The organism is Streptomyces sp. NPDC005402, from assembly GCF_040606575.1.
GTDB lineage: Bacteria > Actinomycetota > Actinomycetes > Streptomycetales > Streptomycetaceae > Streptomyces.
In genome coordinates, this window is record NZ_JBEXFB010000003.1 from 33171 (window position 1) to 57844 (window position 24674).

At 69.1% G+C, this 24674-nt stretch carries 22 protein-coding genes; 9 read left to right on the plus strand and 13 right to left on the minus strand.

All coding sequences use genetic code 11. The annotated features are described in order from the left end of the window. Positions 1 to 74: 74 nt before the first annotated feature. Entirely contained in the window at positions 75 to 482 is a 408-nt protein-coding gene (locus tag ABZT02_RS06020) for an ATP-binding protein (protein ID WP_356014693.1), read from the minus strand. Positions 483 to 678: 196 nt separating this feature from the next. Here ABZT02_RS06020 and ABZT02_RS06025 point away from each other — a divergent pair, with 196 nt between their 5' ends. The 3 genes from ABZT02_RS06025 to ABZT02_RS06035 all read left to right on the plus strand — a co-directional run bounded on the left by ABZT02_RS06025 (position 679) and on the right by ABZT02_RS06035 (position 2474). Next, on the plus strand, positions 679 to 1530 hold the full coding sequence (locus ABZT02_RS06025; protein ID WP_356014696.1) for a helix-turn-helix transcriptional regulator: 852 nt from the start codon (positions 679 to 681) through the stop codon (positions 1528 to 1530). An 8-nt stretch (positions 1531 to 1538) separates the two neighbouring features. Beyond that, positions 1539 to 1739, plus strand: coding sequence for a DUF397 domain-containing protein (locus ABZT02_RS06030; protein ID WP_356014698.1), 201 nt, complete (start codon positions 1539 to 1541; stop codon positions 1737 to 1739). Between the two features lie 75 nt (positions 1740 to 1814). Continuing rightward, positions 1815 to 2474 carry a class I SAM-dependent methyltransferase gene (locus ABZT02_RS06035; RefSeq protein ID WP_356014700.1) on the plus strand — a complete coding sequence of 220 codons (660 nt, stop codon included), beginning with the start codon at positions 1815 to 1817 and terminating at the stop codon, positions 2472 to 2474. A 16-nt stretch (positions 2475 to 2490) separates the two neighbouring features. On the opposite strand, the gene ABZT02_RS06040 is transcribed toward ABZT02_RS06035, so the two are convergent. The 11 genes from ABZT02_RS06040 to ABZT02_RS06090 all read right to left on the minus strand — a co-directional run bounded on the left by ABZT02_RS06040 (position 2491) and on the right by ABZT02_RS06090 (position 14864). Beyond that, positions 2491 to 2934, minus strand: a complete 444-nt coding sequence (locus ABZT02_RS06040; protein ID WP_356014702.1) for a hypothetical protein — start codon at positions 2932 to 2934, stop codon at positions 2491 to 2493. Positions 2935 to 2983: 49 nt separating this feature from the next. Next, on the minus strand, positions 2984 to 3487 hold the full coding sequence (locus ABZT02_RS06045; protein WP_356014704.1) for a contact-dependent growth inhibition system immunity protein: 504 nt from the start codon (positions 3485 to 3487) through the stop codon (positions 2984 to 2986). Continuing rightward, the gene (locus ABZT02_RS06050) at positions 3441 to 3743 is read right to left on the minus strand and encodes a polymorphic toxin type 28 domain-containing protein (RefSeq protein ID WP_356014706.1); all 303 of its coding nucleotides are present in this window, start codon (positions 3741 to 3743) and stop codon (positions 3441 to 3443) included. The genes ABZT02_RS06045 and ABZT02_RS06050 overlap by 47 nt, the downstream gene beginning before the upstream one ends. Further along, the gene (locus ABZT02_RS06055) at positions 3694 to 4212 is read right to left on the minus strand and encodes a hypothetical protein (protein WP_356014708.1); all 519 of its coding nucleotides are present in this window, start codon (positions 4210 to 4212) and stop codon (positions 3694 to 3696) included. Before ABZT02_RS06055 ends, ABZT02_RS06050 begins: the two co-directional genes overlap by 50 nt. 20 nt (positions 4213 to 4232) lie before the next feature. Further along, the gene (locus tag ABZT02_RS06060) at positions 4233 to 8990 is read right to left on the minus strand and encodes a putative T7SS-secreted protein (RefSeq protein WP_356014710.1); all 4758 of its coding nucleotides are present in this window, start codon (positions 8988 to 8990) and stop codon (positions 4233 to 4235) included. Further along, positions 8990 to 9580 (minus strand): hypothetical protein, encoded by a 591-nt coding sequence (locus ABZT02_RS06065; RefSeq protein ID WP_356014712.1) that lies wholly within the window; start codon positions 9578 to 9580, stop codon positions 8990 to 8992. Before ABZT02_RS06065 ends, ABZT02_RS06060 begins: the two co-directional genes overlap by 1 nt. After that, positions 9577 to 9942 (minus strand): SseB family protein, encoded by a 366-nt coding sequence (locus ABZT02_RS06070; RefSeq protein ID WP_356014714.1) that lies wholly within the window; start codon positions 9940 to 9942, stop codon positions 9577 to 9579. Before ABZT02_RS06070 ends, ABZT02_RS06065 begins: the two co-directional genes overlap by 4 nt. 88 nt (positions 9943 to 10030) lie before the next feature. Beyond that, entirely contained in the window at positions 10031 to 11104 is a 1074-nt protein-coding gene (locus tag ABZT02_RS06075) for a hypothetical protein (protein ID WP_356015525.1), read from the minus strand. Positions 11105 to 11200: 96 nt separating this feature from the next. Further along, positions 11201 to 12142 (minus strand): N-acetylneuraminate synthase family protein, encoded by a 942-nt coding sequence (locus ABZT02_RS06080; protein ID WP_356014716.1) that lies wholly within the window; start codon positions 12140 to 12142, stop codon positions 11201 to 11203. A 14-nt stretch (positions 12143 to 12156) separates the two neighbouring features. Continuing rightward, positions 12157 to 13422 carry an N-acylneuraminate cytidylyltransferase gene (locus ABZT02_RS06085; RefSeq protein WP_356014718.1) on the minus strand — a complete coding sequence of 422 codons (1266 nt, stop codon included), beginning with the start codon at positions 13420 to 13422 and terminating at the stop codon, positions 12157 to 12159. A 98-nt stretch (positions 13423 to 13520) separates the two neighbouring features. Then, complete coding sequence (locus ABZT02_RS06090) at positions 13521 to 14864, minus strand: DUF6716 putative glycosyltransferase (RefSeq protein ID WP_356014720.1); 1344 nt, start codon at positions 14862 to 14864, stop codon at positions 13521 to 13523. A gap of 198 nt (positions 14865 to 15062) precedes the next feature. Between ABZT02_RS06090 and ABZT02_RS06095 the strand changes: the two genes are divergently transcribed. The 5 genes from ABZT02_RS06095 to ABZT02_RS06115 all read left to right on the plus strand — a co-directional run bounded on the left by ABZT02_RS06095 (position 15063) and on the right by ABZT02_RS06115 (position 22504). After that, complete coding sequence (locus ABZT02_RS06095; RefSeq protein WP_356014722.1) at positions 15063 to 16049, plus strand: glycosyltransferase family 2 protein; 987 nt, start codon at positions 15063 to 15065, stop codon at positions 16047 to 16049. After that, positions 16049 to 17404 (plus strand): alpha-2,8-polysialyltransferase family protein, encoded by a 1356-nt coding sequence (locus ABZT02_RS06100; protein ID WP_356014724.1) that lies wholly within the window; start codon positions 16049 to 16051, stop codon positions 17402 to 17404. Before ABZT02_RS06095 ends, ABZT02_RS06100 begins: the two co-directional genes overlap by 1 nt. Positions 17405 to 17577: 173 nt before the next feature. Beyond that, complete coding sequence (locus tag ABZT02_RS06105) at positions 17578 to 20250, plus strand: glycosyltransferase family 4 protein (protein WP_356014727.1); 2673 nt, start codon at positions 17578 to 17580, stop codon at positions 20248 to 20250. A 169-nt stretch (positions 20251 to 20419) separates the two neighbouring features. Next, a complete protein-coding gene (locus ABZT02_RS06110) occupies positions 20420 to 21553 on the plus strand; it encodes an acyltransferase (RefSeq protein WP_356014729.1) in 1134 nt (377 codons plus the stop codon). 78 nt (positions 21554 to 21631) lie between these two features. After that, on the plus strand, positions 21632 to 22504 hold the full coding sequence (locus ABZT02_RS06115) for a class I SAM-dependent methyltransferase (RefSeq protein WP_356014731.1): 873 nt from the start codon (positions 21632 to 21634) through the stop codon (positions 22502 to 22504). On the opposite strand, the gene ABZT02_RS06120 is transcribed toward ABZT02_RS06115, so the two are convergent. Then, a complete protein-coding gene (locus tag ABZT02_RS06120; RefSeq protein WP_356014733.1) occupies positions 22470 to 23147 on the minus strand; it encodes a TetR/AcrR family transcriptional regulator in 678 nt (225 codons plus the stop codon). The two genes, ABZT02_RS06115 and ABZT02_RS06120, sit on opposite strands and share 35 nt — an antisense overlap. 70 nt (positions 23148 to 23217) lie before the next feature. Here ABZT02_RS06120 and ABZT02_RS06125 point away from each other — a divergent pair, with 70 nt between their 5' ends. Next, the gene (locus ABZT02_RS06125; protein ID WP_356014736.1) at positions 23218 to 24618 is read left to right on the plus strand and encodes an FAD-dependent oxidoreductase; all 1401 of its coding nucleotides are present in this window, start codon (positions 23218 to 23220) and stop codon (positions 24616 to 24618) included. Positions 24619 to 24674: the final 56 nt, after the last annotated feature.

Below are 24674 nucleotides of genomic sequence, written 5' to 3' on the forward strand. Positions count from 1 at the left end.
AGACGAAGCGCCCTTGACCCGCCTCGCGGAAGCGCGAGCCCGCAAGAGAAGCGGGCGCCCCCCACGGGCCCCTATCAGGCGGCGGCGAGCTCGCACCACACGTACTTCCCCCGGTTGCCGTGCCTGGCCAACGGCTGCCACCCCCACAGGTCGGCGCACGCCTTCACCAACGCCAGCCCCCTCCCCTCCTCCGCCACCCCCAACATGTCCAACTCCCCCGGCGGCTCAGGAGGTTCGGGGTTCGCGTCCCACGCCCCGATCCGCAGCACTCCCGCCGACCAACGCACCCGCAGCGCGGCCGGTCCCTTCGTATGACGCACGGCGTTCGACACCAGCTCCGCCGCGAGCAGCTCCGCGGTGTCCGTCAGGCGGATCAGGCCGTGCAGGGTGAGGATGAGGCGGAGGGTACGGCGGGCGACGGTGACGGCTCGGACGTCGTTCGGGATGTAGAGGGTGTACTCCCAGGGCTCGTATTCGGGCATGCGTCAGCTCCAGTTCTGTGGTGGGGGTTTCGGGCGGTGGCATCGCCGCAGCCGTCACGGCAGGACGGAGCGGTGCACTTCCGCAGAGTGTGCGTTGCATCACTGACAGTAGGTATAGATTTCTAAGTTGCGCAAGCAGGTCGCGTAATCTGAAGCCGAACGAGTCGTGCCCACAAGCGCGTTGAGAGGAGCCTCAATGGCACTGAGAAGCGAGCCGACGGCACGTCAGATACGGCTGGCGACCGAGCTGCGCAGGCTTCGAGATGCGGCCGGCATCACGGGGCGCGAGGCGGCGGCATCGCTCGGGGTGAGTTCCGCGCAGATCAGCCAGATCGAGAAGGCCCTCGCAGGTGTGAGTGAGAAACGGCTGCGGGCCATGGCAGCCAACTACGCGTGCTCGGACAACGCGCTGATCGACGCACTCGTGTCCATGGCGACCGATCGGACGCACGGCTGGTGGGAGGAGTACCAGGAGAGGTTGCCCACGCCGTACTTGGATCTCGCCGAGCTGGAGTACCACGCCAGTCATCGATGGGACGCGGACTTCCTCCACGTTCCCGGGTTGTTGCAGACCGAGGAGTACGCTCGAGCGCTCTTCTCCTACGTGAATTCGGAGTTCCCACAGAGCGAGGTGGACCTCCGGGTGGAGCACCGGATGAAGCGGCGGGGGATCATCGAAGGTCCCCACCCGACCCCGTACGAGGCCGTGATCCACGAAGCGGCGCTGCGCATCAGGGTCGGCGGCCGTTCCGCGACCAGGGCTCAACTCGCCCGCATCCAGGCGCTCGCCGAAGCCGAGCACGTGACCGTCCGCGTGATCCCCTTCGATCTGGACGACTTCCCCGGAGCAGGAAGCGCCATGGTGTACGCGGGCGGCCCTGTTCCCAAACTGGACACTGTCGTCCGTGATGGCCCGCACGGCACAGCCTTCATCGACGCCGAGGCCCAACTGGCCCGCTTTCGAGCACTCTTCCGTAGGCTGGAGAGCGTGTCACTCGACCCGGAACGGTCGCGGGACTTCATCAACAAGTTGACCAAGGAGCTGTGAGGCACCCCATGGCCACCCACGACATCTGGCAGAAGTCGAGCTACTCCGGCGGCGGCGAAGGAAATGCCTGCGTGGAGATCGCGAACCGAACCGCCCACATAGCGATCCGCGACTCGAAGACCCCGACCAGGGCCACCCTCACCTTCCCGCCCGCCGTCTTCACGACCTTCCTCGAAGCCCTGAAGCCCCCGCACCCCAGCCCCCGATGACCGCCGGGCAAACTCCACACGGCGCCCCGCGACTTCCCACCCGCGGCCCCGAGCCGCCCAGCTAGGGTGCAGCGCGTGAACGCCGAGAATCCCGACTTCATACGGGCCACCCGAACCGCGTACGACACGATCGCCGAGCCCTACACCGAGCAGTTCTCGGACTGGACCGGCATCCCCACGCTGGACAGAGCCCAGATCACGGGCTTCGCGGAGCTGGTGAAGGAGCAGGGCAAAGGCCCTGTGGCCGACATCGGCAGCGGCCCGGGACACGTGACCGCAGCACTCCACAACCTCGGCATCCCGGTCTTCGGCGTGGACGTCTCCCCGAAGATGGTGGAACTGGCCCGCAGAGCCCACCCCGCCCTCCGCTTCCACGTGGGCTCGATGACCTCCCTGGACCTACCGTCCGAGACCCTGGGCGGCATCACGGCCCTCTACTCGATCATCCACGTCCCGGACGACCACCTCCCCACGGCCTTCGCAGAGTTCCACCGCGTCCTCGCCCCCGGCGCCCACGCCCTGATCGGCTTCCAGTACGAGCCCGGCGGCACCCACATGCACCTCGACGAACGCTTCGGCCACAAAATCTCCCTCGACTACTGGCTGCGCACACCCGAGGCAGTCGCTGGGCCGCTCGCCAAAGCAGGCCTTCAGGTCATCGCCCGCGTACTCCGAGAGCCCCTGAACGACGAAAAGCTGTCCCGCGCCTACCTCGTAGTGAGGAAACCCGCGTAGGACACACATCATGCCGTCAGGACCGGTAACGCAACATCTGGAATGTCGCAGAGACTTCGCCTCGGGATAGATTCAGGAGCGCCTTGAGGACGTCCTGCCAAGAGTCAAACGTGAACTCGCACGGCAGCGTGACATCATTGATGACGTTTTCCCACACCACGGCCTTGTCTGGATAGACACTCAAGGACCATCCAGAGTCATGGACCAGAGCTATGTCGAAGTGCTCACTATCCGAATTCTTCAATTCTGCGAGAACTTCACGAATCCTCGCCTCATCAGGTTCATCAATAGAATCCCCCCAAACATTGTTCAAGAAATAAGACATGCTCAGACCTTTTGATAGTAGGACATCTGGATGCCGTGACACCAGAGCACTTTCCAGTCCCATGGCCGTTTTGGGTTGTGCTCCGTTGTCAAAAGTCCAACCATCCTGTTGGCTTAATGTTGAACTGAGCCGCATGCGGTCACCCCAAGATACCGACAGGATGGCCTTCGTGATTTAAAGTCCCTCAGGAAGCGATGCCAAAAACCTCAACCTCGCGCTTCTCGTAGGTCGACAGATCGGTCAGCAAGGTTACGGCGTTTTTAAGCTCGCGCGCGAGCTCGGGATAAGCCCTCCACACTTCCGGACTTCTCGTGACCGCCGCATAAAGCAGGTCACCCTCGATAAAACCACCAGCAGGCTGCTTGAGCGCTTCACCCCGAAGAATATTCGCCGCCAGAGGGAGCAGCCATGACAAGCCGACATCCTGGCCGATCAAGCGTGCCAGCTCATCGGGTTCCAGCGCTCCGATGGGTCGTCGGCGCCACTCGTGGACTGTTCTGACCAGTGACGTCGCATCGGCAGGCGGGTTCCCCCAGCGTTCGCCGTCCAGTTGTTCAAGGGAATACTGAGATCGCCAGATTGGGACATCGTCGGATCCTCCGTCACCGATGGCCAATGGGATGCAAAAGACGTTCAACCTGTCAAGCTCGCCAATTGCATCCTTGTGTTCCTTGAGCAGGAGTTCCATGCCGCGTTCCATTTCGCGCACCCTTCAAATCCGCGATATGATCGAAGGGCTTGCCGTCCGGCTTGCTTGCGACGACCTCACCTTGCGCTTCACGCCTAGGGCTTGTACGCAATCCAACGGGGGGAGTCCCGGCCGGTGGATCGGGAGGACCTCCGAGTGGATATCCGAAGGAAATAGTTTGCGCAACGGTTTTATCGGAACTCGAATCAGAATCCGCTGGATGGCGAATTTCGAGCAAGCATGGCCGGCGCGTCACGCTGGGAAATCTCCATCAGTGCTTCGTGCGTGTAGGAATCCATATCCTGCACGAAGGGCGGCAGCCCAACCCGTCGGGTGCAGAACGTGACATGAGCAGTGAGCAGGTTGTCGTCGATACCTCCCTCGGACAGGGAGATGTACCCCAGAACGGGCCACGGCCCGCTTACCGGCGCCGCCAACAAAGCCGTGCAGGCATAGGCCAGGGAGCGGTCCAGGAGTGACTTCAACCTTTCGGGACCCGAGTCCGGAAGGTCGTAGTCCATCATTCCTCGGCCGTTCACTGTGGCCTCGAAGTGAACGACATCTCCGAACTCGGACTGCACGGCTCCCGAATAGTTCGAGTACAGAGCCGTCAGGACATGCGCTCCATTCTCCACGGTCCAACCGCCCTGCACGACAGCACGGAACTGGTCTGGCACGCATTCCTCTCGCACACACAGCTCGACACCGTCGAGTACATCGGACATCCCGACGTTTACTCTCATGGTCACTTTTCTCCCAGCATGCGCAATCCCTTTTCGATACCGGCCTGGAAACCAGGGTTTTTGCCGACTTCCTTCTCTACCGAACGGGGAAGCCCGTCAAACTTGCCGGTCTCGAAATTATACTGGTACTTCGCTGTCAGGTTGGCCTGATCCTGGAAATGTAGCTGTCCTGCACGCTGGCCGGGATTCGGGTTCTCGACATCGATGCGATATTGGCCGTGATTCCACATGGTCTTGCTCGTCACCTGCGTACCGTTTGCGCCGATCATGCCATTGACATTCGGGTCGGGAACCGGATTCGGATACGGCTCCGTGATCCCGTATTCCTGACGCTTTCCATTGGCACGCTGTTCGACGACAGACGGATTGTAGGGGTCGTTCTTGAAAGCTGGTTGTGATGTGTGGCCCTCGGGCAGGCGTTGACAGCCCGCCAGCCCAAGGGGGTCCACCCATCCAGATGGGTTGTGGACGTAGGTGACCGGATTATCTGCGGGGATGAGGCCGAGGGGGTCAGGCGTGATGTAACGCGCGGTCTCGGGGTCGTAATGCCGGAAGTAGTTGTAATGCAGCCCCGTTTCGGGGTCGAAGTACTGGCCCGGGAAGCGCAGCGGGGTGTACGCGGTGCTGTCCGCAGCCCATGCCGTTGTGCCCCACAGGGTGGTGCGGGTTCGCCAGGCTATGTCGCCGTCTTCGTCGATGAGTTCCGTCGGGGTGCCGACCAGGTCTGTGACTATGGCGAAGAAGCGCGAGTCGATTTCGTGCTGGGGGGCGTCGGCCGCAGTGATGCGTTCCGTCTGGGACAGCGGGTGCAGGCCCTGGTGGTCCCACGTCAGGGTGACCGGGTTGGGGTGGGACGGGGACCACGTCGTCTGTTCGCAGAGGGTCGTGCCGTCCCAGGTGAAGTCCACCTGTTCCAGGACCGATTCGCCGTCCGGGGCCAAGCGTTGCTTCGCGATCCTGCGGCCCAGCGGGTCGTAGCGATAGCGCCAGCGGGTGCCGTCGGGGGTCGTCACCGACGTCAGGCGGTCCTCCGCGTCCCATTCGTAGCGCCATGTGTCCGGCTTGCGGGACAGGCGGGTCTTCTGGCGGAGGGTGATGCGGCCCGCTTCGTCGTGTTCGTAGCGGATGGCGCCCGCGCGGGTGATGCGGGTGCCCGTGTAGGTGCGGATGCCCGTTGATTCGTGGCCCGGGTGACTGGACGGCCACATCGCCTGCGTCTGATTGCCCGCCTCGTCGTACGCGTACGTCTCCGTCCAGTTCGTCGCGTGGACCGCCGTCACCCGGCCGGCCGCGTCGAGGTCGAAGTGGCGTGTGCCGTTCAGGTGGTCGTCGATGGCCGTGAGGTTGCCGTCGGGCCGGTAGGTGTACGCGCGGTGCTGGAGGCGGTTGCCGGTGGGGCCTACCAGGTCCTGTTTCGTCAGGCGGCCCAGTGGGTCGAAGGACTGGGTCAGGGTCACCGACTCGCCTATGTGGCGGGTCAGTTCGCGGCCTGCTTCGTCGTGGGTGAAGGTGAGAGTGCGACCCGAGGCCACCATGCCGGTGCGGTTGCCTGCCGCGTCGTAAGACGACGTCGTCGTCGCGCCGGTGGGGGTGGTGCGGCCCGTTCTGCGGCCCAACTCGTCGTAGGTGTAGGTGAGCGTGCGGCCGTTCACCGTCTCCGACAGCACTCGGCCCGCCTCGTCCCGGTGCAGTCGCAGGACCGCGTCCGGGCCCGCCGCCTCCGCCAGGGCGCCCGACAGGTCGTAGGCGTATGTCGTGACCGCCCCGGCCGCCTCCTTGCGGATCACCCGGCCCAGGACGTCACGGGAGAAGGTGATCGGGTCGCCGGATGCCGTGGTGCTTGTGCTCAGTTGGCGGGCCGGGTCGTGCGCGTAGGTCAGCGTGCGGTCGTCGAAGTCCGTCTCCGCTATCAGGCGGCCCGCCGAGTCGTACTCGTAACTCCACGTCAGGCCCTGCGGGTTCGTGACCTTCGTCAGACGCAGTTCCGTGTCGTGGGCGAACTCGTAGCGCACGCCGTCCGGGCCCGTGCGGGCGGCCAGCAGGTCGAAGTGGGTGTACTCGAAGCGGGAGACCGCGCCCGACGCGTCCGTGTGGGCGACGCAGTTGCCCTCGCCGTCGTACGTCCAGGATTCCGTTGTGCCGTCCGCCGCCGTACGTCGGGACAGGCGGCCCTCCACCGTCCATTCCAGGGCCGTCACCGCGCCCGTGGGGTCGGTGATCGTCACCGGGCGGCCGAAGGCGTCGCGTGAGTAGCGGGTCACCGCGCCCAAGGGGTCGGTGATCTCCAAGGGGAGGCCCGCTGCGTCGCAGCGCACCCGTGTGGTGTCCCCGAGGGCGTTGGTGACGGACTCCAGGTGGCCGCGGTCGTCGTACGTGAAGCGGGTCGTTGTGCCCGAGGCGTCGGTGACCGCGGTGCGGTTGCCGAACTCGTCGAAGTGCTGCACGACATGGGTGCCGTCCGCACCGGTCACCCCGACCGGTAGTCCTTGGTCGTTGTACGCGACGCTGGTGTAGCGGCCGTCCGGACGGACCGCCAGGACCGTGCGGCCCGCCTCGTCGTAGGCGTAGCTCACCGTGCGGCCCAGGGGGTCGGTGATCGTGAGGGGGCGGTGGGCGCGGTCGTGGGTGGTGCGGGTCGTGGCGCCGTCCGGGGTGGTCACCGCCGTCACCTGTACGTCGCTGTTGATCTCATACAGCGTGCTGTGGCCCAGGGAGTCGACCGCCGTGACGATCCGGTTGCCAGTCGTCGGGTCCACGGCGCCGTAGGTGTAGGTGTAGGCCAGATGCCCCGCCTCGCCGCCCTGGGATATGCAGCGGTCCTCGTCGTCGTAGGCGTAGTGGTACGAGGAGTTGTTCGTGTCGGTCCAGGCGGTGATGCGGCCGAGTGCGTCGTTGGTGAAGCGGGTCGGCAGGCCGGAGGACTTCGTGACCGTCGACAGGTGGCCCTCGTCGTCGTAACCGAAGCGGACCAGTTCGATGCCACCATCGGGGTCGGCCAGGTGCAGAGCAGAGATCCGGTCCACGGACCGCTCGATCCGCAGGTCGTAGCCGGCCGAGTGCACGATCCCGGTCGGGGCTCCCTCGTCGTCGTACTCGAAGGTCAGCCACTGGCCGGAGCGGTCGATGATCTGGGAGAGCAGGGCGATGCCGTCGCCGTCGCCGCCCGGTCCGGCGAAGTCCCACATACGCCCAGCGGCAGGGTCGGTGACCGTGTAGTCGCCGTACGCGTCGACGGTCAGCGGATGGCCCTCACCCGCCAGCGGCAGTACCGGCACACCGGGAGCCGGGTGCGGATACGCCAGCAACGAACCGTCCTCGCGGACGAAGACCACGCCCTCGGCGTCGATCTCCAGCCGCTGGTCGGCCGTCGACGTCCAGCACGGGCCGAACCAGCGGCCCGCCCGGTACGACGACTCGAACTGTCGGGAGAACACCAGCGGGAGCCGGGCGGGGAGCGACACGTCCGTCTGCGGCAGCGACATGCGGCCGGTGGCCATGTCGATCGGGTCGCTGCCGAACAGCTTGCACTTCAGTTCCCGGGCGACATCCATGAGCCCCCGGCGCGTGCCGCTGCGTGCCGCTCCCGTCGCCGCGTCCCTGGCCGCCCCCCGCAGCGCGTCCTTCAGCGCGGCCCGGCCCACACCCCCCGCCCCCTTCCCCCCGATCAGGTTCGAGAACAGATACCCCGCCGAGTCCCCCGGGTCGCTCGACCACCCCGTCCCCAGGAGCGACATCGGCAGCCGCTCGGGGTGGGCCGCCGTTCCCACCAGGCCCGCCAGCAGCAGCTGGGAGTTCTTGGACCAGTCGCCGGGGTGGGTCAGGTTGTAGGGGTCCAGCGGGTTGACCGTGCGGGCCAGTTTCAGGGCGTCCGTGCCGCCTCGCAGGAGGCCGCCCAGGACGTGGACGGAGTTGAGCTGGGTGCCGACGAACAGGTCGGCGGCTCCCGCGCCCAGGCGGTCGGTGAACTCCGGCTTCGGCGGGGCCGATTCCAGCGCGGCGGCTATCTTCCGGCGGGCGTCCTCCGCCACATCGGTGCGCTGGCGGCGGGCACGGGTGAGGATCTCCTCGGCCTCCTGGCGGCCCGCCGTGCCCGGGTCGACGAAATCACCGGGCCTGGTCGGCTTCGCGCCCGGGTCGCCGCCCGCCTCGGCGGTCGCGTCGTACCGCTCGGCCGCCTGGTTGTACGCCGACACCTGCGCCTTGTACGTGTCCGCCGCCCGGCGGGAGGCCTCCTGAGCCGCCCGGTACTTGTCGATCGCCAGCCGCGCCTGTTCCTGCGCCCAGGTCACCGTGTCCGCGTACGCCTCCAACGCCTCCGCCGCCGACGTACACGCGTCCGCCGCCGTCAGCCACTGCTTCGGCTGGACGTCGAACTTCGCGCGGAACGCGTCCGCCGCCTGGCCCCGCCACTCGCCCGGGTCCAGCGACCGCATGCCCTGGCCGACGTTCTCGAAGGCGGCCGCGAACCTCCGTAGATGGCCCGCACGGTCCCGGAGGGCCCCCGAGCTGCCGTGGACCAGTTCCTTCGGGTCCTCGCTCTCGCCCAGCGCGCGTTCCGCCACCGTGCCGCCCAGGCGGTTGTTCACGCTCTCGCCGAAGTCGCGGACCCTCTCGGCCGCGCCGTCCGCGCCGACCGCCGACATCACGTCCGCCGTCTTGTCCGTGCCCCAGCCGACCGCCTCGCCGACACCCTTGTTCAGGCCGTCGGCCGCGCTCTCCAGGCCGTCGCCGAAGTCGTCGACCAGGTCCCCGAAGCCCATCAGTCCTCACCCTCGCCCGAGGACTCCGGGCCGCTCCACTGCCAGTCCGTGCGCGGGTCGAAGAACGCGTCCGGCGTCACCGTCGACGTCTCCACATCCTCCGCCGCCTGCGACCAGGCCGCCTTCACCTCGTCCTGGCCGGAGGTGAAGGACTCCGCGCTGTAGTCCGCGTTCGCCACCTGGCTGACCGGGTTGTCCTTCAACGTCTCCGACCAGGAACGTTCCTTCACCTCGTCCGGGGACAGGTACGGGTTGCCCGTGCCGGCCGTCCACACCGACTTCAGGGTGTCGGAGACGTACTGCTCCTGCTCGTGGTAGATCCCCGCCGACAGCCCCAGTCGGCCCGCGAACTCGTTCGCGTCCTGCATCAGCGAGCGGACGCCCCAGCCCCAGCGGTCGCAGAAGTCGGCGAACACCTGCTGGAGACCGTCGTCGCCTGCCTCCAGGCCCGTCATCGAGAGGTCGTCGAAGCCGCGGCCCAGGTTCGCCTCGATGTCGAAGCCGAACTCCTTCAGCTCCGCCATCGCCTGGTTGATGCCGCGGGTGATCCGTGCCATCGCCTCCGGATCGACCTGATAGCCGTCGCTCACGCCGCCCCAACTCCTTCCGGAGAGGCGTCCACAGCCACCGCGTCCGGCACGATCCCCGTCACCGGGGGCAGGACCAGGCCCGCCGGGCTTCCCGCGTCCACCGCGATGCCGACCGGGCCGTCCACGGCCGGGACCACCTGGTCCAGCAACCGCGCCCCGTACACCGGCACCCAGCCGGGGACGTCCTCGCCCCTCGCCTCGGCGAACCGTTCCAGCGCCGCGACGTCCGTGAACGCAAACAGCCAGCGAATGCCGCCCGCCTCCGCCGACAGCAGCGAGCCGTCGACCACCGGCACCAGGACCTCCCTGCGCCGGAACTCCCCGATCTGCGCCCGCCGTTCCCGCAACGCCTCGGCACTCACGCCAGCCGCCCCCGTCGTAGACCTCATCGAACGTCGCACAAGTGAACGATGATGCTAGACGATTCAGCTGAGCGCCGCCCTCGGTGTTTCAGACAGCTGGTACCACCGAAACGGCCGACAGGCGATGTACGTCCCGTGCCGTCCCCGTCACCCCCGACAGGAACCCCTGGGCCCGCGGCGACGCCGTCTCCGTCAGCCAGTCCGGGTCGATGTCGCACACGGCCACGCGGACCTCCGTGCCGGCCAGGGCCAGGGGGAGGGTGTGGACGACTGTCGAGGGGAAGCTCAGGATCGTACGGCCGATCGGGCCGCGGCGGGCGATCAGCTCCAGCGGGAGGTCCGGGCGGACGATCTCCAGGCCCGTCTCCACGGCCAGCCGGTGGAGTTTGTCCGTGGACTCGCGGCGGTGGGCGAAGTAGCGGGTCGCGCCGTGGGTCTTGGCCAGGCGGGTCACGGCCTCCACGTAGCGGTCGGCGTCCACCACGCCCGTCTCGACGAGCGACGTGCCCACCATGTCCGCGCCCTTGGTGATGCGCGGCGGGCCGAAGCGGCCGCGGGTCCAGGCGAAGGAGTTCACCGACATGGTCACTCCCGCCGGCGCCTCCTCCATCGGCATCGAGGAGAATATGTCGACTCCCCGGCCCTCCCCCGGCGTCAGGCGTTTGCGGGCCGCCGCCGAGATCGGGGCGAAGGCGAGGTCGCGGGGGCTCGGGCGGCCGCCCTTGCGGTGCCAGCGGACGAGGCGTTCGCCGCGGGCCAGTTGGGACACGAACTCCATCGTCGCCGTGCCGTCGTCGACCACGACCAGGTTCGTGGCGCGGGTGATGGTCAGCAGGAGTTGCACATAGCGGGAGAAGGGGTCGCCCAGGACCACGCGGTCCGCCTTGCGGAGCATGCCCGCGAGGCCGCCGATGGTCTGGAAGGGGGCCGAGGGGCCGCCCCTCGCCTCCTCCCAGCGGACCTCGTGGCCCTCCTCGCGGGCGAGTTCCGCCATCCGGCGCAGCTGGCCGCGGGTCATGGGGTCGGTCGGGGACAGCACGACGAGGGTGAGTTCCGCGCCGGGCGCGTGGCCGTGTGCCCACTCCAGCACGTTCAGCAGCTGGACCGGGCTCTCGACGAACGCGAGAGTGTGGGGGCCGGGGTTCCCGGCGCGGGGGCTCATCGACGTACGACCGTCCCGTCGTAAGGCGCTCATGAGGCGCGGGTGAGAACACCGGGCCCCCGACGGACAGCCGCCGAGGACCCGGTACGTGGTGGCTCAGACCGAGACCGGCTCGCCCGCGGCGGCGGCGATCTCCGCCTCGGCGACCACGCCGGAGACACGGCGCAGCTTCTTCATGGGGCCGAGCTCGGAGTCGTAGACCTTCTTGACGCCGTCGCCGAGGGAGGCCTCGATGGTGCGGATGTCGCGGACCAGGCGCGTGAGGCCCTGCGGCTCCACCGACGCGGCCTGGTCGGAGCCCCACATCGCGCGGTCGAGGGTGATGTGGCGCTCGACGAACGTGGCGCCCAGGGCGACCGCGGCCAGCGTGGTCTGCAGGCCCGTCTCGTGGCCGGAGTAGCCGATCGGGACGTTCGGGTACTCCTCCTGAAGCGTGTTGATCACGCGCAGGTTGAGCTCCTCGGCCTTCGCCGGGTAGGTCGAAGTGGCGTGGCAGAGAAGGATGTTGTCGCTGCCCAGGACCTCGACCGCGTGGCGGATCTGCTTCGGGGTCGACATGCCGGAGGACAGGATGATCGTGCGGCCGGTGGCGCGCAGGGCGCGGAGCAGCTCGTCGTCCGTGAGGGAGGCGGAGGCCACCTTGTGGGCGGGGACGTCGAACTTCTCCAGGAAGGCGACGGCCTCGGTGTCCCACGGGGAGGCGAACCAGGCGATCCCCTTCTCCTTGCAGTACTCGTCGATCTGGCGGTACTCGTCCTCGCCGAACTCCACGCGGTGGCGGTAGTCGATGTAGGTCATCCGGCCCCAGGGGGTGTCGCGCTCGATGTCCCACTGGTCGCGCGGGGTGCAGATCTCGGGGGTGCGCTTCTGGAACTTCACGGCGTCGCAGCCGGCCTCGGCGGCCACGTCGATGAGCTTGAAGGCGTTGTCCAGCTCGCCGTTGTGGTTGATGCCGATCTCGCCGCAGATGTAGACGGGCTGGCCGGGACCGGCGATGCGCTCGGTGCCGAAGGTGCGCAGGCGGGAGTTAACAGACATGGCGGGAACGTTCCTTACTTGTCGAGGGAGTCGAGAGAGGGGCCGAGGATCCAGCTGGCGATCTCTCGGATCGCGCCGTCGCCACCGGGGACGGTGGTGACCGCACGGGCGGCGCCGCGTACCACGTCGTGGGCGCTCGCGACCGCCACGGGCCAGCCCGCGAGGGCGAAGCACGGGAGGTCGTTGACGTCGTTGCCGACGTAGAGCACGCGCTCGGGCGCGATGCCCTGCTCCTCGCACCACTGCTTCAGCGCGAGGTCCTTCCGGTCGATGCCGTGCAGCACGGGGATCTTCAGCTTCCGTGCGCGGGCGGCGACGACCGGGTTCTGCTCCGTGGAGAGGATCAGCATCTTCAGGCCGCTGTCGCGCAGGGCCGCGATGCCGAGCCCGTCGCCGCGGTGCACGGAGACGAACTCCTTTCCATCGGCGTCGATCAGCACCCGGTCGTCGGTCTGGGTGCCGTCGAAGTCCAGGACGACCGCGTCCACGTCCTCGAAGGAGGGCAGCGAACCGGGGCGGTCCGCGTCGAAGAGGGGGGCCAGCGCGCGGGCGCGGGCCAGCTCGTGGTGGTCGTCGATCTCCAGCACGCGCGCGGGGTCGGTGCGGACCAGTTCGGTGCGGCCGAAGAAGCGGTGCTGGTGCTTGCGGAAGCCGGGCGCGTCCATGCCGTAGACGGCGCCGGTCTCCAGGAAGTCCTGGGGGCGGTCCTGGCGGCGCGGGCGGAAGGACTTGTCGTGGTTGACGCCGTAGCCGCCGCCGACGGCCGCATCGGCCTCCTCGACGGTGCCCGCGCGGGCCTCGTCGTCCGCGTCGCGCCACACGAAGCCGTGGAAGGGGGCGACGGTCATCGCGGAGTCCGCGTTGTTGTCGACGATGGCGCCGACCACCCCGTCCACGTCCTCGCGGATGATGAAGGGGCTGGTGCACTGCACGAGGAGCACGACGTCGACGGTGGCCCCGTGCAGCGCCTCGTGGGCGTCCATGGCGTGCAGGACGGCGGCCTCGGAGGTGGCGGTGTCGCCCGCGATGGCGGCCGGCCGCAGCACGACCTCGGCACCGGCCGAGCGGGCCGCCGCGGCGATGGCCTGGTCGTCGGTGGAGACCACCACGTCGGTCACCAGGCGGGAGGCCCGGCACTCGCGCACGGCACGCGCCACCAGCGGCACACCTCCCACCGGGGCGAGGTTCTTCGCGGGCACGCCCTTGGAGCCGCCGCGCGCGGGGATGACCGCGAGCACGCGGCGCATCGAGGCGACCTGGCTCGTCTGCGGGTTGGACATCGGATCTGCTCCTCGGGAAAGGCCTTGGAAGGTGTTCACCACTCCCCGCGAGGGGGTCACCGCTCCCGGTGATGGGGTCACCGCTCCCCGCGATGTGGTCACAGCTCCCCCATCCGCCGGATCACCGGAGCCACGCGCTGCACCCCGTGCCGGTAGGCGCCGCGGGCCGCGCGGCGGACGATCTGCCGCACCGGGCCCGGCTCCTTGTCGTGGGCGGGGGCGCCGGGCAGCGGGGTGCCGTCGGGGCCCAGGTGGTGGCGGGCGAGGATGCCGGGGAGGTAGCCGGGGGCGGTGACGGGTGTGTAGTACGGGGTGAGCGGGGGCCGCTCGGTCGAGGCCAGCAGCTTGGTGATGCGCTCGCGGGCCGCGTCGAACGCGCCGGCATAGGTGCCGTCCGCCACGACACCCTGCCGGGCCACCCACTCCTCGTCGGGCACCGGCCGGTGTCCGGCGTCCAGTTGGTCCCAGGAGGCGAGGCAGCCGGAGCCCACGAAGTGGTGGTTGCCGAGGACCTCGCGGATGCCCAGGTCGGTCAGGATCACCGTCGGGATACGGCGGTGCAGCGACTCCAGCGCCGCCGTGGAGCTGATGGTGACCAGCAGGTCGGTCCGGTCGAGGACCTCGCCCATGTTGCCGTACACCAGACGGAAGTTGGCCGGCGGATCGAGCCGCTGGATCAGCTTCTGGTACGGCAACTCCTCGATGTGCGTGGTGTGTTCGCCGGGCCGGGAGCGCAGCTTGAGCAGCACCTCGCGCTCGGGGTGCAGCCGGGCGTGCCGGATGAGCCGGTTCAGCAGGTACACGCGGTCCCTGCGGTTGTCCGGCACCGAGGGCTGGACCGCGAACACCACGGTGTACGGGTCGTGTTCGCCTTCGTAGGCCGCCCCGCCGAGGAACGGCAGCGCCACCTCCGTGACCGACGAGGCGTCCGCGCCCACCCCCTCGTACACCGCGCGGAAACGCTCGGCGTCCTGACGGGAGTTGGCGAGGACGAGGTCGGCCCCGTGGCGCAGGAGCAGTCCGTCGGCGAGCTTCTCGTAGACGACGCCGACATAGCCGGTGACGACGACGGGACGCTTCTCCATGCCGTCCCAGACCCGCGCCAGCCCGTGCAGCATCGCCTGCACTCCGCCGCCGACCAGGGCCAGGACGACGATGTCGTACGACGTCTCGGCCATGGCCCGCAGGAACTCGACCGCGGTGACCTCCCGCAGGGAGTCCGCGCGCACGCCGACCTCTTCGAGCTGGCGTGCGGTGGGCGTGGCCCGGCCGCGCAGCAGGAATCCGTCCAGCGCGCGGCCGACTTGCGCCCCGCCTCGCGGTCCGGCTTCCATGGACGGACCCGGAGCGATGCGGTCGGCGGTCAGCGCACCCCATTTCCAGCGGGTGTCGGAGTCCGCGAGGACGGCGATTCGAAGGGACTTCGTTGTACTTGGCGGCACAACGAAGACGCTAGGAAGCAATTTCTAGGTCCGGCCCAACCGCGAATCAACGAAAAGTTAACAACAGCCCACCGAGAGCCGAACTGGCCCATCGAAGACCGGGAAGTACACGGGATGCACCGTTCCGACACATCGAGTTCACCCGTAGTCCCCTTGCCGGAAAGTTCCGCTGCCGCACCGCCTTCTAGCGTTTCGCGGGTGCCCAAGCTCTCCGTCATCGTGCCGTTCTACAACGTGCAGCAATACGCCCCGGACACCCTCCGAAGTCTCCGTATGAATGCCCGGCGGGACTTCGAGTTCGTGCTGGTGAACGACAAATCCAAGGACGAAACTCCGGCGATTCTCGACCGTGCGGCCGAGGAACTCTCGGACGTCGCCCAGGTGCGGGTCCTCCACCACGAGACGAACGGAGGGCTCGCCACCGCGCGCAACACCGGCCTGGACGCGGCGCGCGGCGAGTATCTGACCTTCCTCGACGGCGACGACTGGCTCGCGCCGGGCTACCTCGCCGAACTCGTGGCCGCCATCGAGGAGTTGGGCTGCGACTTCGTCCGCACCGACCATGTGCAGACCGTGGCGCGCGCCCGGACCGTGCACCGGGTCCCGATCGGCCGGCGGAACGAGGTGCTGAACCCACGGGACGCCATCCTGCCCGCCGACCGCTCGACCTCCGTCGACTACGCGTACGCGTGGGCCGGCGCCTACCACCGCCGCCTGCTCGACAAGGGCCTGCTGCACTTCACCGACGGGCTGCGCACGGCCGAGGACCGGCCGTGGATCTGGAAACTGCACCGCGAGGCGGAGTCGTTCGCCGTGGTGAGTCTGCTGGGCGTGTTCTACCGGCGCGGAGTGGCCTCCTCCCTCACCCAGGTCGGCGACGCCCGCCAGCTCGACTTCATCCGCGCCTTCGACCAGGTCATCGAGGAGACGGCGGCGGACCGGGACGCCGACCGGCTCCTGCCCAAGGCGGTGCGGACCTACTGCGCGATCATCGCCCACCATCTCTCCGACGAGTCCAAGTGGGAGCCGTCCGTGGCCAAGCAGCTGCGGGCGATGAGCGCGGCGGCCATAAAACGGATGCCGCAGGACATGCTCGGCGACGTGCTCGACACCATGGACCTGCGCCGCTCCGCCAAGCTGCGGCGGTTGCGGCGGCGGGCCACCACTGCGAAGGCGGCCGCGTGATGTCCACGACCAGCTCGCGTACGACTGTTCGCACCACGCAGATCTTCTGCGCCTCGACGCTGTACGGCGCGGTCACGCTGGCCGCCGCGATCGACTCCGACCTCTTCGAGGAGCCCGAGCGGCGGGTGCTGCTGGTCTTCAACAACACGGCGACACCGGAGACCTCGACGCCGCTGGACGAGATGCCGGGCTTCGCGCCGCTGCGCGACCACTTCGACGAGGTGCTCTCCTGGAACGAGGCCATCCGCCCCTTCCACCCGGGCTCCTGGACGCCCCGCCCGGACGACATCCCCCTCTTCGAGCGCTATCTGCGGCTGCTGTGGGGCCTCGGCGACGACCGTGTCGAACTGGTCATGGAGTCCATCCAGGTCACCCCCGCCCTCACCGTCGCCCAGATCTTCACCGGCGCCCCGGTCGACGTCTACGCCGACGGCCTGATGAGTTACGGCCCCACCCGCAGCAAGCTCGACCCGCTGGTCGGCACGCGGGTGCGCCGCCTGCTCCACCTGGACCTGATCGCGGGCCTCACGCCGATGCTGCTGACCGAGTTCGGCGTACCGCCGGTGGTGGTGCCGACGTCCGCCTTCCTCAAGGCGATGGGCGAACTCACGTCTGCCGTCGAGGAGTTGCCGCCGCTGCCGGAGAACGCGGCGCTGCTGCTCGGCCAGTACCTCTCCGCGCTGGACATCCTCTCCCCCGCGGAGGAGGAGGACCTGCACGTACGGATGCTGAAGGGCGCGGTCGCCCAAGGACACCGCTCGGTCGTCTTCAAGCCGCACCCCAGCGCGCCGGCCCGCTTCAGCCGCGTCCTGGAGGCCGAGGCGGAGAAACTCGGCGTGGACCTGACCGTCCTGGACACCCCGGTGCTCGCCGAGGTGCTGTTCGCGAAGGCCCGGCCCGCGCTGGTCGTCGGCTGCTTCTCCACCGCCCTGTTCACGGCCTCCGCCCTGTACGACCTCCCGGCCGCCCGGATCGGCACCGAGCTGCTCCTGGAGCGGCTGACGCCGTACCAGAACAGCAACCGGGTACCGGTGGTGCTGGCGGACGCGGTGCTGCCGGATCTGGAGGGCCGAGCGGGGCAGGAGGCCATTCCCGCGGACACCCTCAACGCCCTGATCACCGCGCTCGGCTTCACGTTGCAGCCGCAGATCCACCCGGCGCTGCGCCCGGCCGCCGAACGCTACCTCTCCCAGCAATTCGGCCCGCGCACCCGGCGTTACTTCAGGAAGAAGCGCCTGACCGCGCTCGGACTGCCGGGCGGGATCCCGGAGCGGCTGGCCTTCCTGCCCCGCAACGCCACCGCTCGCCGGGTGGTGCGCAGGGCACGGGCCCTGAAGAAGGCCGTACGACGTTAGGCGGCAACGGATCCCGGAACGGCGGGGCGTGACGGACTTCCGTCACGCCCCGTTGGCGCTTTCCGGGATCTTTTGTTCACCCACCGTTCTCTCGAGGTTGGGCCCGCTCATGGAAAGGTCGTATTTCATTCACGAAGTTGAAGACTTATCTCCAAGTGTGGGCAGGTACCTCCATGCGCATCGCTGTATTCGTCGAGAACCGCAACGGGGTCGGACTGGCCTCCGAGATCATGCGGGCGCCAGGCGCCGAGGCTCACTCGTTCCACCTGGTCACGGCTGACCGGGACGGAAATGTCGCGGGCTGGATCGAGGAGGAGGCCGCGGCGCGGTTCGACGGACTCGCGGTGCGCAATCTCTTCCTGGTCGACGAGGCGCTGAGCGCGGATGAGTTTCTGGAGGAACTCGGCTATCGAATAACCACGTTCGCCGAGCAGGAGCACATCGACCGGCTGGTGTTCTTCAACGACCAGTCGCAGCGCGGCAGACGGGTGGCGGGGGCACTTGGCCGCACGGTGCCGCTGATCCTGGTGCAGGACGGTCACCTGGACTTCCACTTCAAGAAGACCGACGCCGGACTCCACGACCAGAACTGGTACTACGGTTCCTCGCGCCCCGCCGCCGTCTGTGTGTGGGGCCCGGCCACCGCCAACCATCTGACGTTCCGTACGGCGGACGCCGACCCGCCGGTCCACATCACCGGCGCGCTGGGCCACAGCGACGACCCGGCGCTGCTGCGCGCCGCCCGCTCCACCACCCACCGGCACGCCAAGGACCCCGGTGAGCGGCTGCGGACCGTGGTCCTGGACCAGCCGCTGAGCAACCAGAACAAGCTCTCCCGGCACGACCACCGCACCCAGCTGACCGCACTGTGCGAGGCCCTCGCCGAGTTCGGCGAGGTGGAGATCAAGCCGCACCCCTCCACCCTCGACGGCCACCTCGACTGGCTCCGCGGCCTGCCCGGCGTGACGGTCCTGGACGAGAAGGCGCTGCTGGACGCCGAGGCACTCGACGGTTACGACCTCGCCGTCACCTTCTTCTCCACCACCTACCTCCAGACGCTGCGCGCGGGCACCCCGCTGATCCTGTTCAGCCCGCCGCCGCTCAACATCGTGTTCCCGACGATCAACCACCCCCTGCTGCGCAACGTGGGCACGGTCGGCGAACTCGTCGACGTCGTCGCCGACCTGCAACGCTCGGGCAAGTTCGCGGCCAATGTGCACGGCGAGCCCGTGGAGCACTTCATCACCTTCCACGACGACGTCCCCGAGCGCGTCCTGCGCATCGTCGAGAAGGCCTCGGTTCCCGCCGAGCCGCCCGCCCCGCGCTGGACCTCCGCCGAGGACGCACACGTGGGCCTCTCGCGCGCCGAGCGGGCGCTGCACGCCGTCCAGCGCCGGGTGGTCCGGCCACGCTCGCTGGCCGTGCTCGGTCTCGGCTTCTCGTACGTCACCGGGGTGGCGATCCCCGTTCTCACCTACACCCAGGCGCTGCTCGCGCAGAGCCCGGTCGACATCCGCTACTTCGACCTCGGTGCCTACAGCAGGGCCGAGGACGTCATGGCGGAGCTGGCGGGGACCGAGGTCGTCCTGGTCAACAGCCTGGCGCCGTTCTGGCGTTCGCCGCTGGCCAACGAGCTGGTGCGGGCGTTGCAGGACGCCGGGAAGTCCGTGGTGCTGTACGCCCACGAGACCGAGTACGTCATGAACTTCGAGGGCGGCGAGCACACCCTGCGCCATCAGGAGATGCTGTCCCTGCTGCCCCGGCTCAAGGTGTTGTGCGTGTCCACCTCGCAGGCCGACATGTTCCGCCAGCTCGGGGTGAGCGACCCGGTGGTCGTCTACAACGCGGTCCCGCGCGACACCCACCGGGCCCGCGCCCGGCGCACCCCGGGTGAGCGGCCGCGGATCGTGATGGTCGGCTCGATGCAGGACCGCAAGGGCCTCGACCTGTTCTCGCGGGTCGCGGAACTGGCGTACACGCAGGGTCTGCCGTGGCGGTTCGCGTGGATCGGCCACAAGACCTGGCGGATCGGTCCCTCGACGCTGCTGTCGGACCGCGTCGAGTGGATGGGAGCGCTCTCCCGGGACCGGGTGCGCGAGGAACTCGCCGCCTCGGACGTCTTCTTCCTCTCCAGCGTCGACGACCCGATGCCGCTGTCGGTGGTCGAGGCGGTGCAGCAGCGGCTGCGGGCCGTCACCTACCACCGGGTGGGCTCCCGGGAGGTGCTGGAGGGCGTGCCCGGGTACCGCTCGTTCGCCGAGTACACCCCGGAGGCGGCGCTCGACGCGCTGCGCGGGGTGCTGGACGAGGAGGTCTCGGAGACCGACTACCAGGACGTCGAGGACCTGTTCGACATCCCCGCGTTCACCGCCCGGATGACGACGGCGCTCGGCCTGCCGGGGCCGGGCGAGGGCGGGCGGCCCGTGGGCGCCGACGGCGTCGAGGGGGACGAGGGGACTGAGGGCGAGGAAGCCCCGGGGGCGTTCTCCGCGGTGCTCTCCCGCCACGGCAAGTACCTCGCGGAGGACTTCACCCGGCACTTCGAGAAGGGCCGGCACGACGACGCCCTGCGGGTGGGCACCGAGATCCTGCGTCGCAGGCAGCCCGTCGACATCCTCCTCGGCATGGCGGAGATCCGGGCCGGGCGCGGCCAGACCGGGGAGGCGTGCCGGCTGCTCTCGGCGGCGGCGATCGCCGGTGGCGAGCGGGCCAGGGTCTGGTCGGAGGTGGCCCGGGTCGCCGGACTGCTGGGCCCCCGGGGACGCTCGATCCGCCAGCTCGCCCGCAAGGAGGCGGTCCGCATCCAGGTCGGCAACCGTTCGGCGCGGCTGCTGAAGTCGGAGTAAGGGGCGGGTGGGTTGCTCCGCGAGGCCGGGAACACTCGGGGAATCCTGTGAGTCGGCGGGGTGAACCCTTGGAGAGAGCTGGGCGAAGAGCGATCTCCTCGAACACAAGTGCTCAGGGTGATGCCTAACCTGCTGGTGGACGCCACTTCTCCCTGCTAGGGGTACCACCGTGACCGAGACGGTCGTGAGCACCACCAAGCCGCAGTCCGGCACGGCCGCACCCGTTCAGGTCGTGCCCGTGAAGCGCGCGGGGGGCCGGCTCCGCGCTCTGGACGGGCTGCGGCTGATCGCCGCGCTGATGGTGGCGCTGTACCACTATGGCGGGCGCGGAGGCTTCGTCACCCAGGCCTGGGGCAGCTCGCCCAAGGAGCAGTTCCCCACCCTGCACACGCCGTTCGCCTACGGCTGTCTCGGCGTGCAGATCTTCTTCGTCATCAGTGGTTTCGTCATCTGCATGAGCGGCTGGGGCCGTTCGCTGCGCTCGTTCTTCGCCTCCCGCGTGTCCCGTCTGATGCCCGCGTACTGGGCGGCCGTTCTCCTCGTCGCCGGGGTGTTCGCGCTCCCCTGGGTCGTCTACAGGACGGTCTCGCCCAGCGACGCCCTGGTGAACCTGACCCTGCTCCAGCAACCGCTGGGCGTGGACCGGGTGCTCGGCGTGGACTGGACGCTGTGGGCGGAGATCCGCTTCTACGCCCTGTTCGCCCTGGTGGTGGTCCTGCCGGGCGCGAGCCGGCGCCGGGTCGTCATGTTCTGCGCCTGCTGGACCCTGGCGGCCGCGATCGCCCAGGGCGCGAAGATGCCGCTGCTGGACATCGTGCTGATGCCGGAGTACGCGCCCTTCTTCATCGGCGGCATGGGCCTCTACCTGGTCCACCGCGACCGCAAGGACGCCTACGCGTGGGGCATCGTCGCCGTCAGCTTCCTGATCGGCCAGCACTACGCGGTGCGCGACCTGTGGAACGTCTCGGACCCGAACGCCTTCGCCCACCGGACGTCGTACGGCATCGTCCTGGTCGTCGCCTTCGGGTTCCTGGCCGTCGCCGCGATCGCGCTCGGCTGGCTGGACCGGGCGAACTGGCGCTGGCTGACGGTGGCCGGGGCGCTGACCTACCCGTTCTACCTGGTGCACGAACACCTGGGCTGGGTGGTGATCCGCTTCCTGCACCGCGGCTTCGGTCTCCCGTCCTCGGTGACCTTCGCCCTGACCCTGGCCTCCATGCTGGCGCTGGCCTGGCTCCTGAACCGCTTCGTGGAGGGCCGGTTGACTCCGCGGCTGCGTGCGGCGCTCGACAAGGCGCGCTGAGACAAAGCGCGCTGAGCTGTTCACCTGACGTTCGCTTCACTGACCGCTCCCCCGCCGCTGGATGAGGACACTGGTGCCATGGGCGACGCACAGCAGACGTACACGTATCCCGGTGAACTCCGTGACGTACCCGGGTGGTTCCCGCCGCTCGACCAGATGCTGTTCTCCTGGTTCCTCGGACGCCAGGAGGAACCGGGAGACCTGCTGGAACTGGGCGCATACATGGGCAAGAGCGCGATCCTGCTCGCGCATCACCTGCGGGACGGCGAGAGCTTCACCGTCTGCGACCTGTTCGGCGGTGAGGCACCGGACGGCGCCAATCGCGCCGAGACCACGAAGTCGTACGCCTCGCTCACCCGCCAGGCCTTCGAGCGGAACTACCTCTCCTTCCACGACGGCCTGCCGAGGGTGATCGAGGGCCCCACCTCGGTCATCTCCGGTGAGGTGGCGCCGGACACCTGCCGCTTCGTCCACATCGACGCCTCGCATCTGTACGAGCATGTGCGCGACGACATCGGCGCGGTGCGCGAGATCCTGCGGCCGGAAGGGCTGGTCGTCCTGGACGACTTCCGCTCCGAGCACACCCCGGGCGTCTCCGTCGCCGTGTGGGAGGCCGTGCTGAACCGCGGACTGCGGCCGATCTGCCTCAGCACGCAGAAGCTGTACGGCACCTGGGGGGATCCGGAGCCGGTACAGGAGGAGCTGCTCGCCATGGTCCGGGAGCGCGCGGACGTCGGGCTGAGCGTGCAGGACGCGGCCGGTCACCGTCTGGTGCGGGTACGGGCGCAGAAGATGCAGGCACCGCCCTTCCCCCGCTCCCGGCACTACGTCGCGCCTGAGGCCGCGCCGCATCCCGCCCCGAAGCCGCGTCGGTCTCCGGCCCGGCGGATCGCCGTGGACCTGTTGCCGCCCGTGGTCACGCGGGCGGTGCGGAAGGTGCGGGCCCGGTAGGGCCGTACCGCGCCTCGATCCCCGAGATCACCAGCTCCAGCCCCTCCTCGTAATGCCGGTCGAAGTCTTGGAAGATCTCCGCGCCCGCCGCCGCCGACAAGGGGAAGTCGGCCATCAGGCGGGCGCGTTCGGCCACGTCGAAGCCTTCTCGGCGTTCGCCGGGCAGGGGCTCGACGCCCTGCTCCTCCGTGACGAAGCCGAGGGTGTAGTAGTACGACGTCGACTGGGCCCGGACCGCCTGGGCGAGGGTGAAGCCGGCGGCCGTGAAGAGACGCAGAATCTCCTCCATCTGCTCGACGTGGACCAGGCCCGTGAAGCGTGAGCCGCTGTAGACCTTGGCGCCGTCGCGGTAGCCGAGCAGGGCGGTGCGCAGGCCGCGGTTGGCCTTGAGCAGGCGCTCGCGCCAGGTGTCGGACGGGTCGAGCTCGGTGCCGGCGACCATCCGCCGGAACATCTCCGTCGCCATCTCGTCGAGCAGGGCCTGCTTGTCCTTGAAGTGCCAGTACAGGGCGGGGGCCTTGACGTCGAGTTCCCTGGCGATGGCCCGCAGGGTGAGGCCGTCGAGGCCCACCTCGTTCAGGAGCTTCAGGGCGGTGTCGGCGACCCTCGCGCGGTCGAGGGGCGGGCGTTTCTCCGTACTCACACTTGACAGCTTAACAGCGTTAAGGGCACTCTCGGAGCCGACGGCACTTAACAGCGTTAAGGAGATAGGCATGAACACGGACGTACTGGTCGTCGGCGCAGGACCCACCGGCCTCGCCCTCGGCATCGACCTCGCCCGGCGGGGTGTGGACGCGCTCGTCGTGGAGAAGGCGGACCGGCTGTTCCCGGGCTCCCGCGGCAAAGGCCTCCAGCCGCGCACCATGGAGGTCTTCGACGACCTCGGCGTGCTCGACGCGATCCTCGCGGTCGGCGGGACCTACCCGGTCGGCATGGTCTGGCAGGACGGCGAGCGGGTCGGCGAACACCGGATGTTCGACCCGGCCGAGCCGACGGAGGACTCTCCGTACAACGCGCCCTGGATGGTGCCGCAGTGGCGCACCCAGGAGGTGCTGTTCGCGCGGCTGGAGGAGCTGGGCGGGCGGGTGTCCTTCGGCCGGGAGGTGGTGGGGTTCGAGCAGGACACGGAAGGGGTGACCGTGCGCTTCGCGGCGGGAGAGGACGTCCGCGCCCGGTACGTGGTCGCGGCCGACGGCGGGCGCTCGGTCGTCCGCCGGACGCTCGGCATCGGCATGACCGGCGAAACGGTCGACCCGAACCCGCTGCTCGTCGCGGACGTCCGCATCACCGGCCTCGACCGGGACAACTGGCACATGTTCCCGCCCCGCGGTGAGGGCGGCGGCTACCTCTCCATCTGCCCGCTCGCCGGCACGGAGGACTTCCAGGTCGTGGCCCAGTTCCCGGAGGGCACGCGGGTGGATCTGTCCCCGGACGCCCTCCGCGCGGTCGTCGCGGACCGCTCGCACCTCGCCCCCGAGTCGGTGACGGAGATCCGCTGGGCCTCCGACTTCCGGCCCCGCGCGGCCCTCGCGGACAGCTTCCGTTCCGGCCCGGTCTTCCTCGCCGGTGACGCCGCCCACGTGCACTCCCCCGCGGGCGGCCAGGGCCTGAACACGAGCGTCCAGGACGCGTACAACCTGGGCTGGAAGCTGGGCGCGGTGCTGCGGGGCGGTGCCCCGGCCGCCCTCCTCGACACGTACGAGGAGGAGCGCCGGCCCATCGCGGCGCAGATGCTCGGCATCTCGACGGGCGTGCACCGCGGGGAGGTCCGGCGCGGCGAGGCGACCCGTCAACTGAACCTGGGGTACCGGGAGTCGTCCCTGACGGAGGAGACCCGTACGGCTCCGGGCGGGCTCCGCGCGGGCGACCGCGCCCCCGACGGCAAGCTCGGCAAGATCCGGCTCTTCGACGCGTTCCGGGGCCCGCACTGGACGCTGGTGGCGGTCGGATGCGAGGCACCGGAGCTGCCGGAACCGGTGCGGGTGGTCACCGGTGACGAGCAGCCGTCGTACGGGAAGGGACTCTTCCTGGTGCGGCCGGACGGCTATGTGGGCTGGGCGGGGGACCGGACAGCCGGGCTCGGGGACTACCTGAGCCTGTTCGGGCTCCGCTAGCCGTCGCCGTCGAGGATGCTGTCGACGGAGAGTTCGAGACTGACGCCTACGGGCTC

Excerpts from the sequence above, each read along its gene's own strand:
- ABZT02_RS06020 (WP_356014693.1), bottom strand. The coding sequence starts at position 482 with ATGCCCGAATACGAGCCCTGGGAGTACACCCTCTACATCCCGAACGAC.
- ABZT02_RS06025 (WP_356014696.1), top strand. The coding sequence starts at position 679 with ATGGCACTGAGAAGCGAGCCGACGGCACGTCAGATACGGCTGGCGACC.
- ABZT02_RS06030 (WP_356014698.1), top strand. The coding sequence starts at position 1,539 with ATGGCCACCCACGACATCTGGCAGAAGTCGAGCTACTCCGGCGGCGGC.
- ABZT02_RS06040 (WP_356014702.1), bottom strand. The coding sequence starts at position 2,934 with ATGCGGCTCAGTTCAACATTAAGCCAACAGGATGGTTGGACTTTTGAC.
- ABZT02_RS06045 (WP_356014704.1), bottom strand. The coding sequence starts at position 3,487 with ATGGAACTCCTGCTCAAGGAACACAAGGATGCAATTGGCGAGCTTGAC.
- ABZT02_RS06055 (WP_356014708.1), bottom strand. The coding sequence starts at position 4,212 with ATGTCCGATGTACTCGACGGTGTCGAGCTGTGTGTGCGAGAGGAATGC.
- ABZT02_RS06060 (WP_356014710.1), bottom strand. The coding sequence starts at position 8,990 with ATGGGCTTCGGGGACCTGGTCGACGACTTCGGCGACGGCCTGGAGAGC.
- ABZT02_RS06075 (WP_356015525.1), bottom strand. The coding sequence starts at position 11,104 with ATGAGCCCCCGCGCCGGGAACCCCGGCCCCCACACTCTCGCGTTCGTC.
- ABZT02_RS06080 (WP_356014716.1), bottom strand. The coding sequence starts at position 12,142 with ATGTCTGTTAACTCCCGCCTGCGCACCTTCGGCACCGAGCGCATCGCC.
- ABZT02_RS06085 (WP_356014718.1), bottom strand. The coding sequence starts at position 13,422 with ATGTCCAACCCGCAGACGAGCCAGGTCGCCTCGATGCGCCGCGTGCTC.
- ABZT02_RS06100 (WP_356014724.1), top strand. The coding sequence starts at position 16,049 with ATGTCCACGACCAGCTCGCGTACGACTGTTCGCACCACGCAGATCTTC.
- ABZT02_RS06105 (WP_356014727.1), top strand. The coding sequence starts at position 17,578 with ATGCGCATCGCTGTATTCGTCGAGAACCGCAACGGGGTCGGACTGGCC.
- ABZT02_RS06115 (WP_356014731.1), top strand. The coding sequence starts at position 21,632 with ATGGGCGACGCACAGCAGACGTACACGTATCCCGGTGAACTCCGTGAC.
- ABZT02_RS06125 (WP_356014736.1), top strand. The coding sequence starts at position 23,218 with ATGAACACGGACGTACTGGTCGTCGGCGCAGGACCCACCGGCCTCGCC.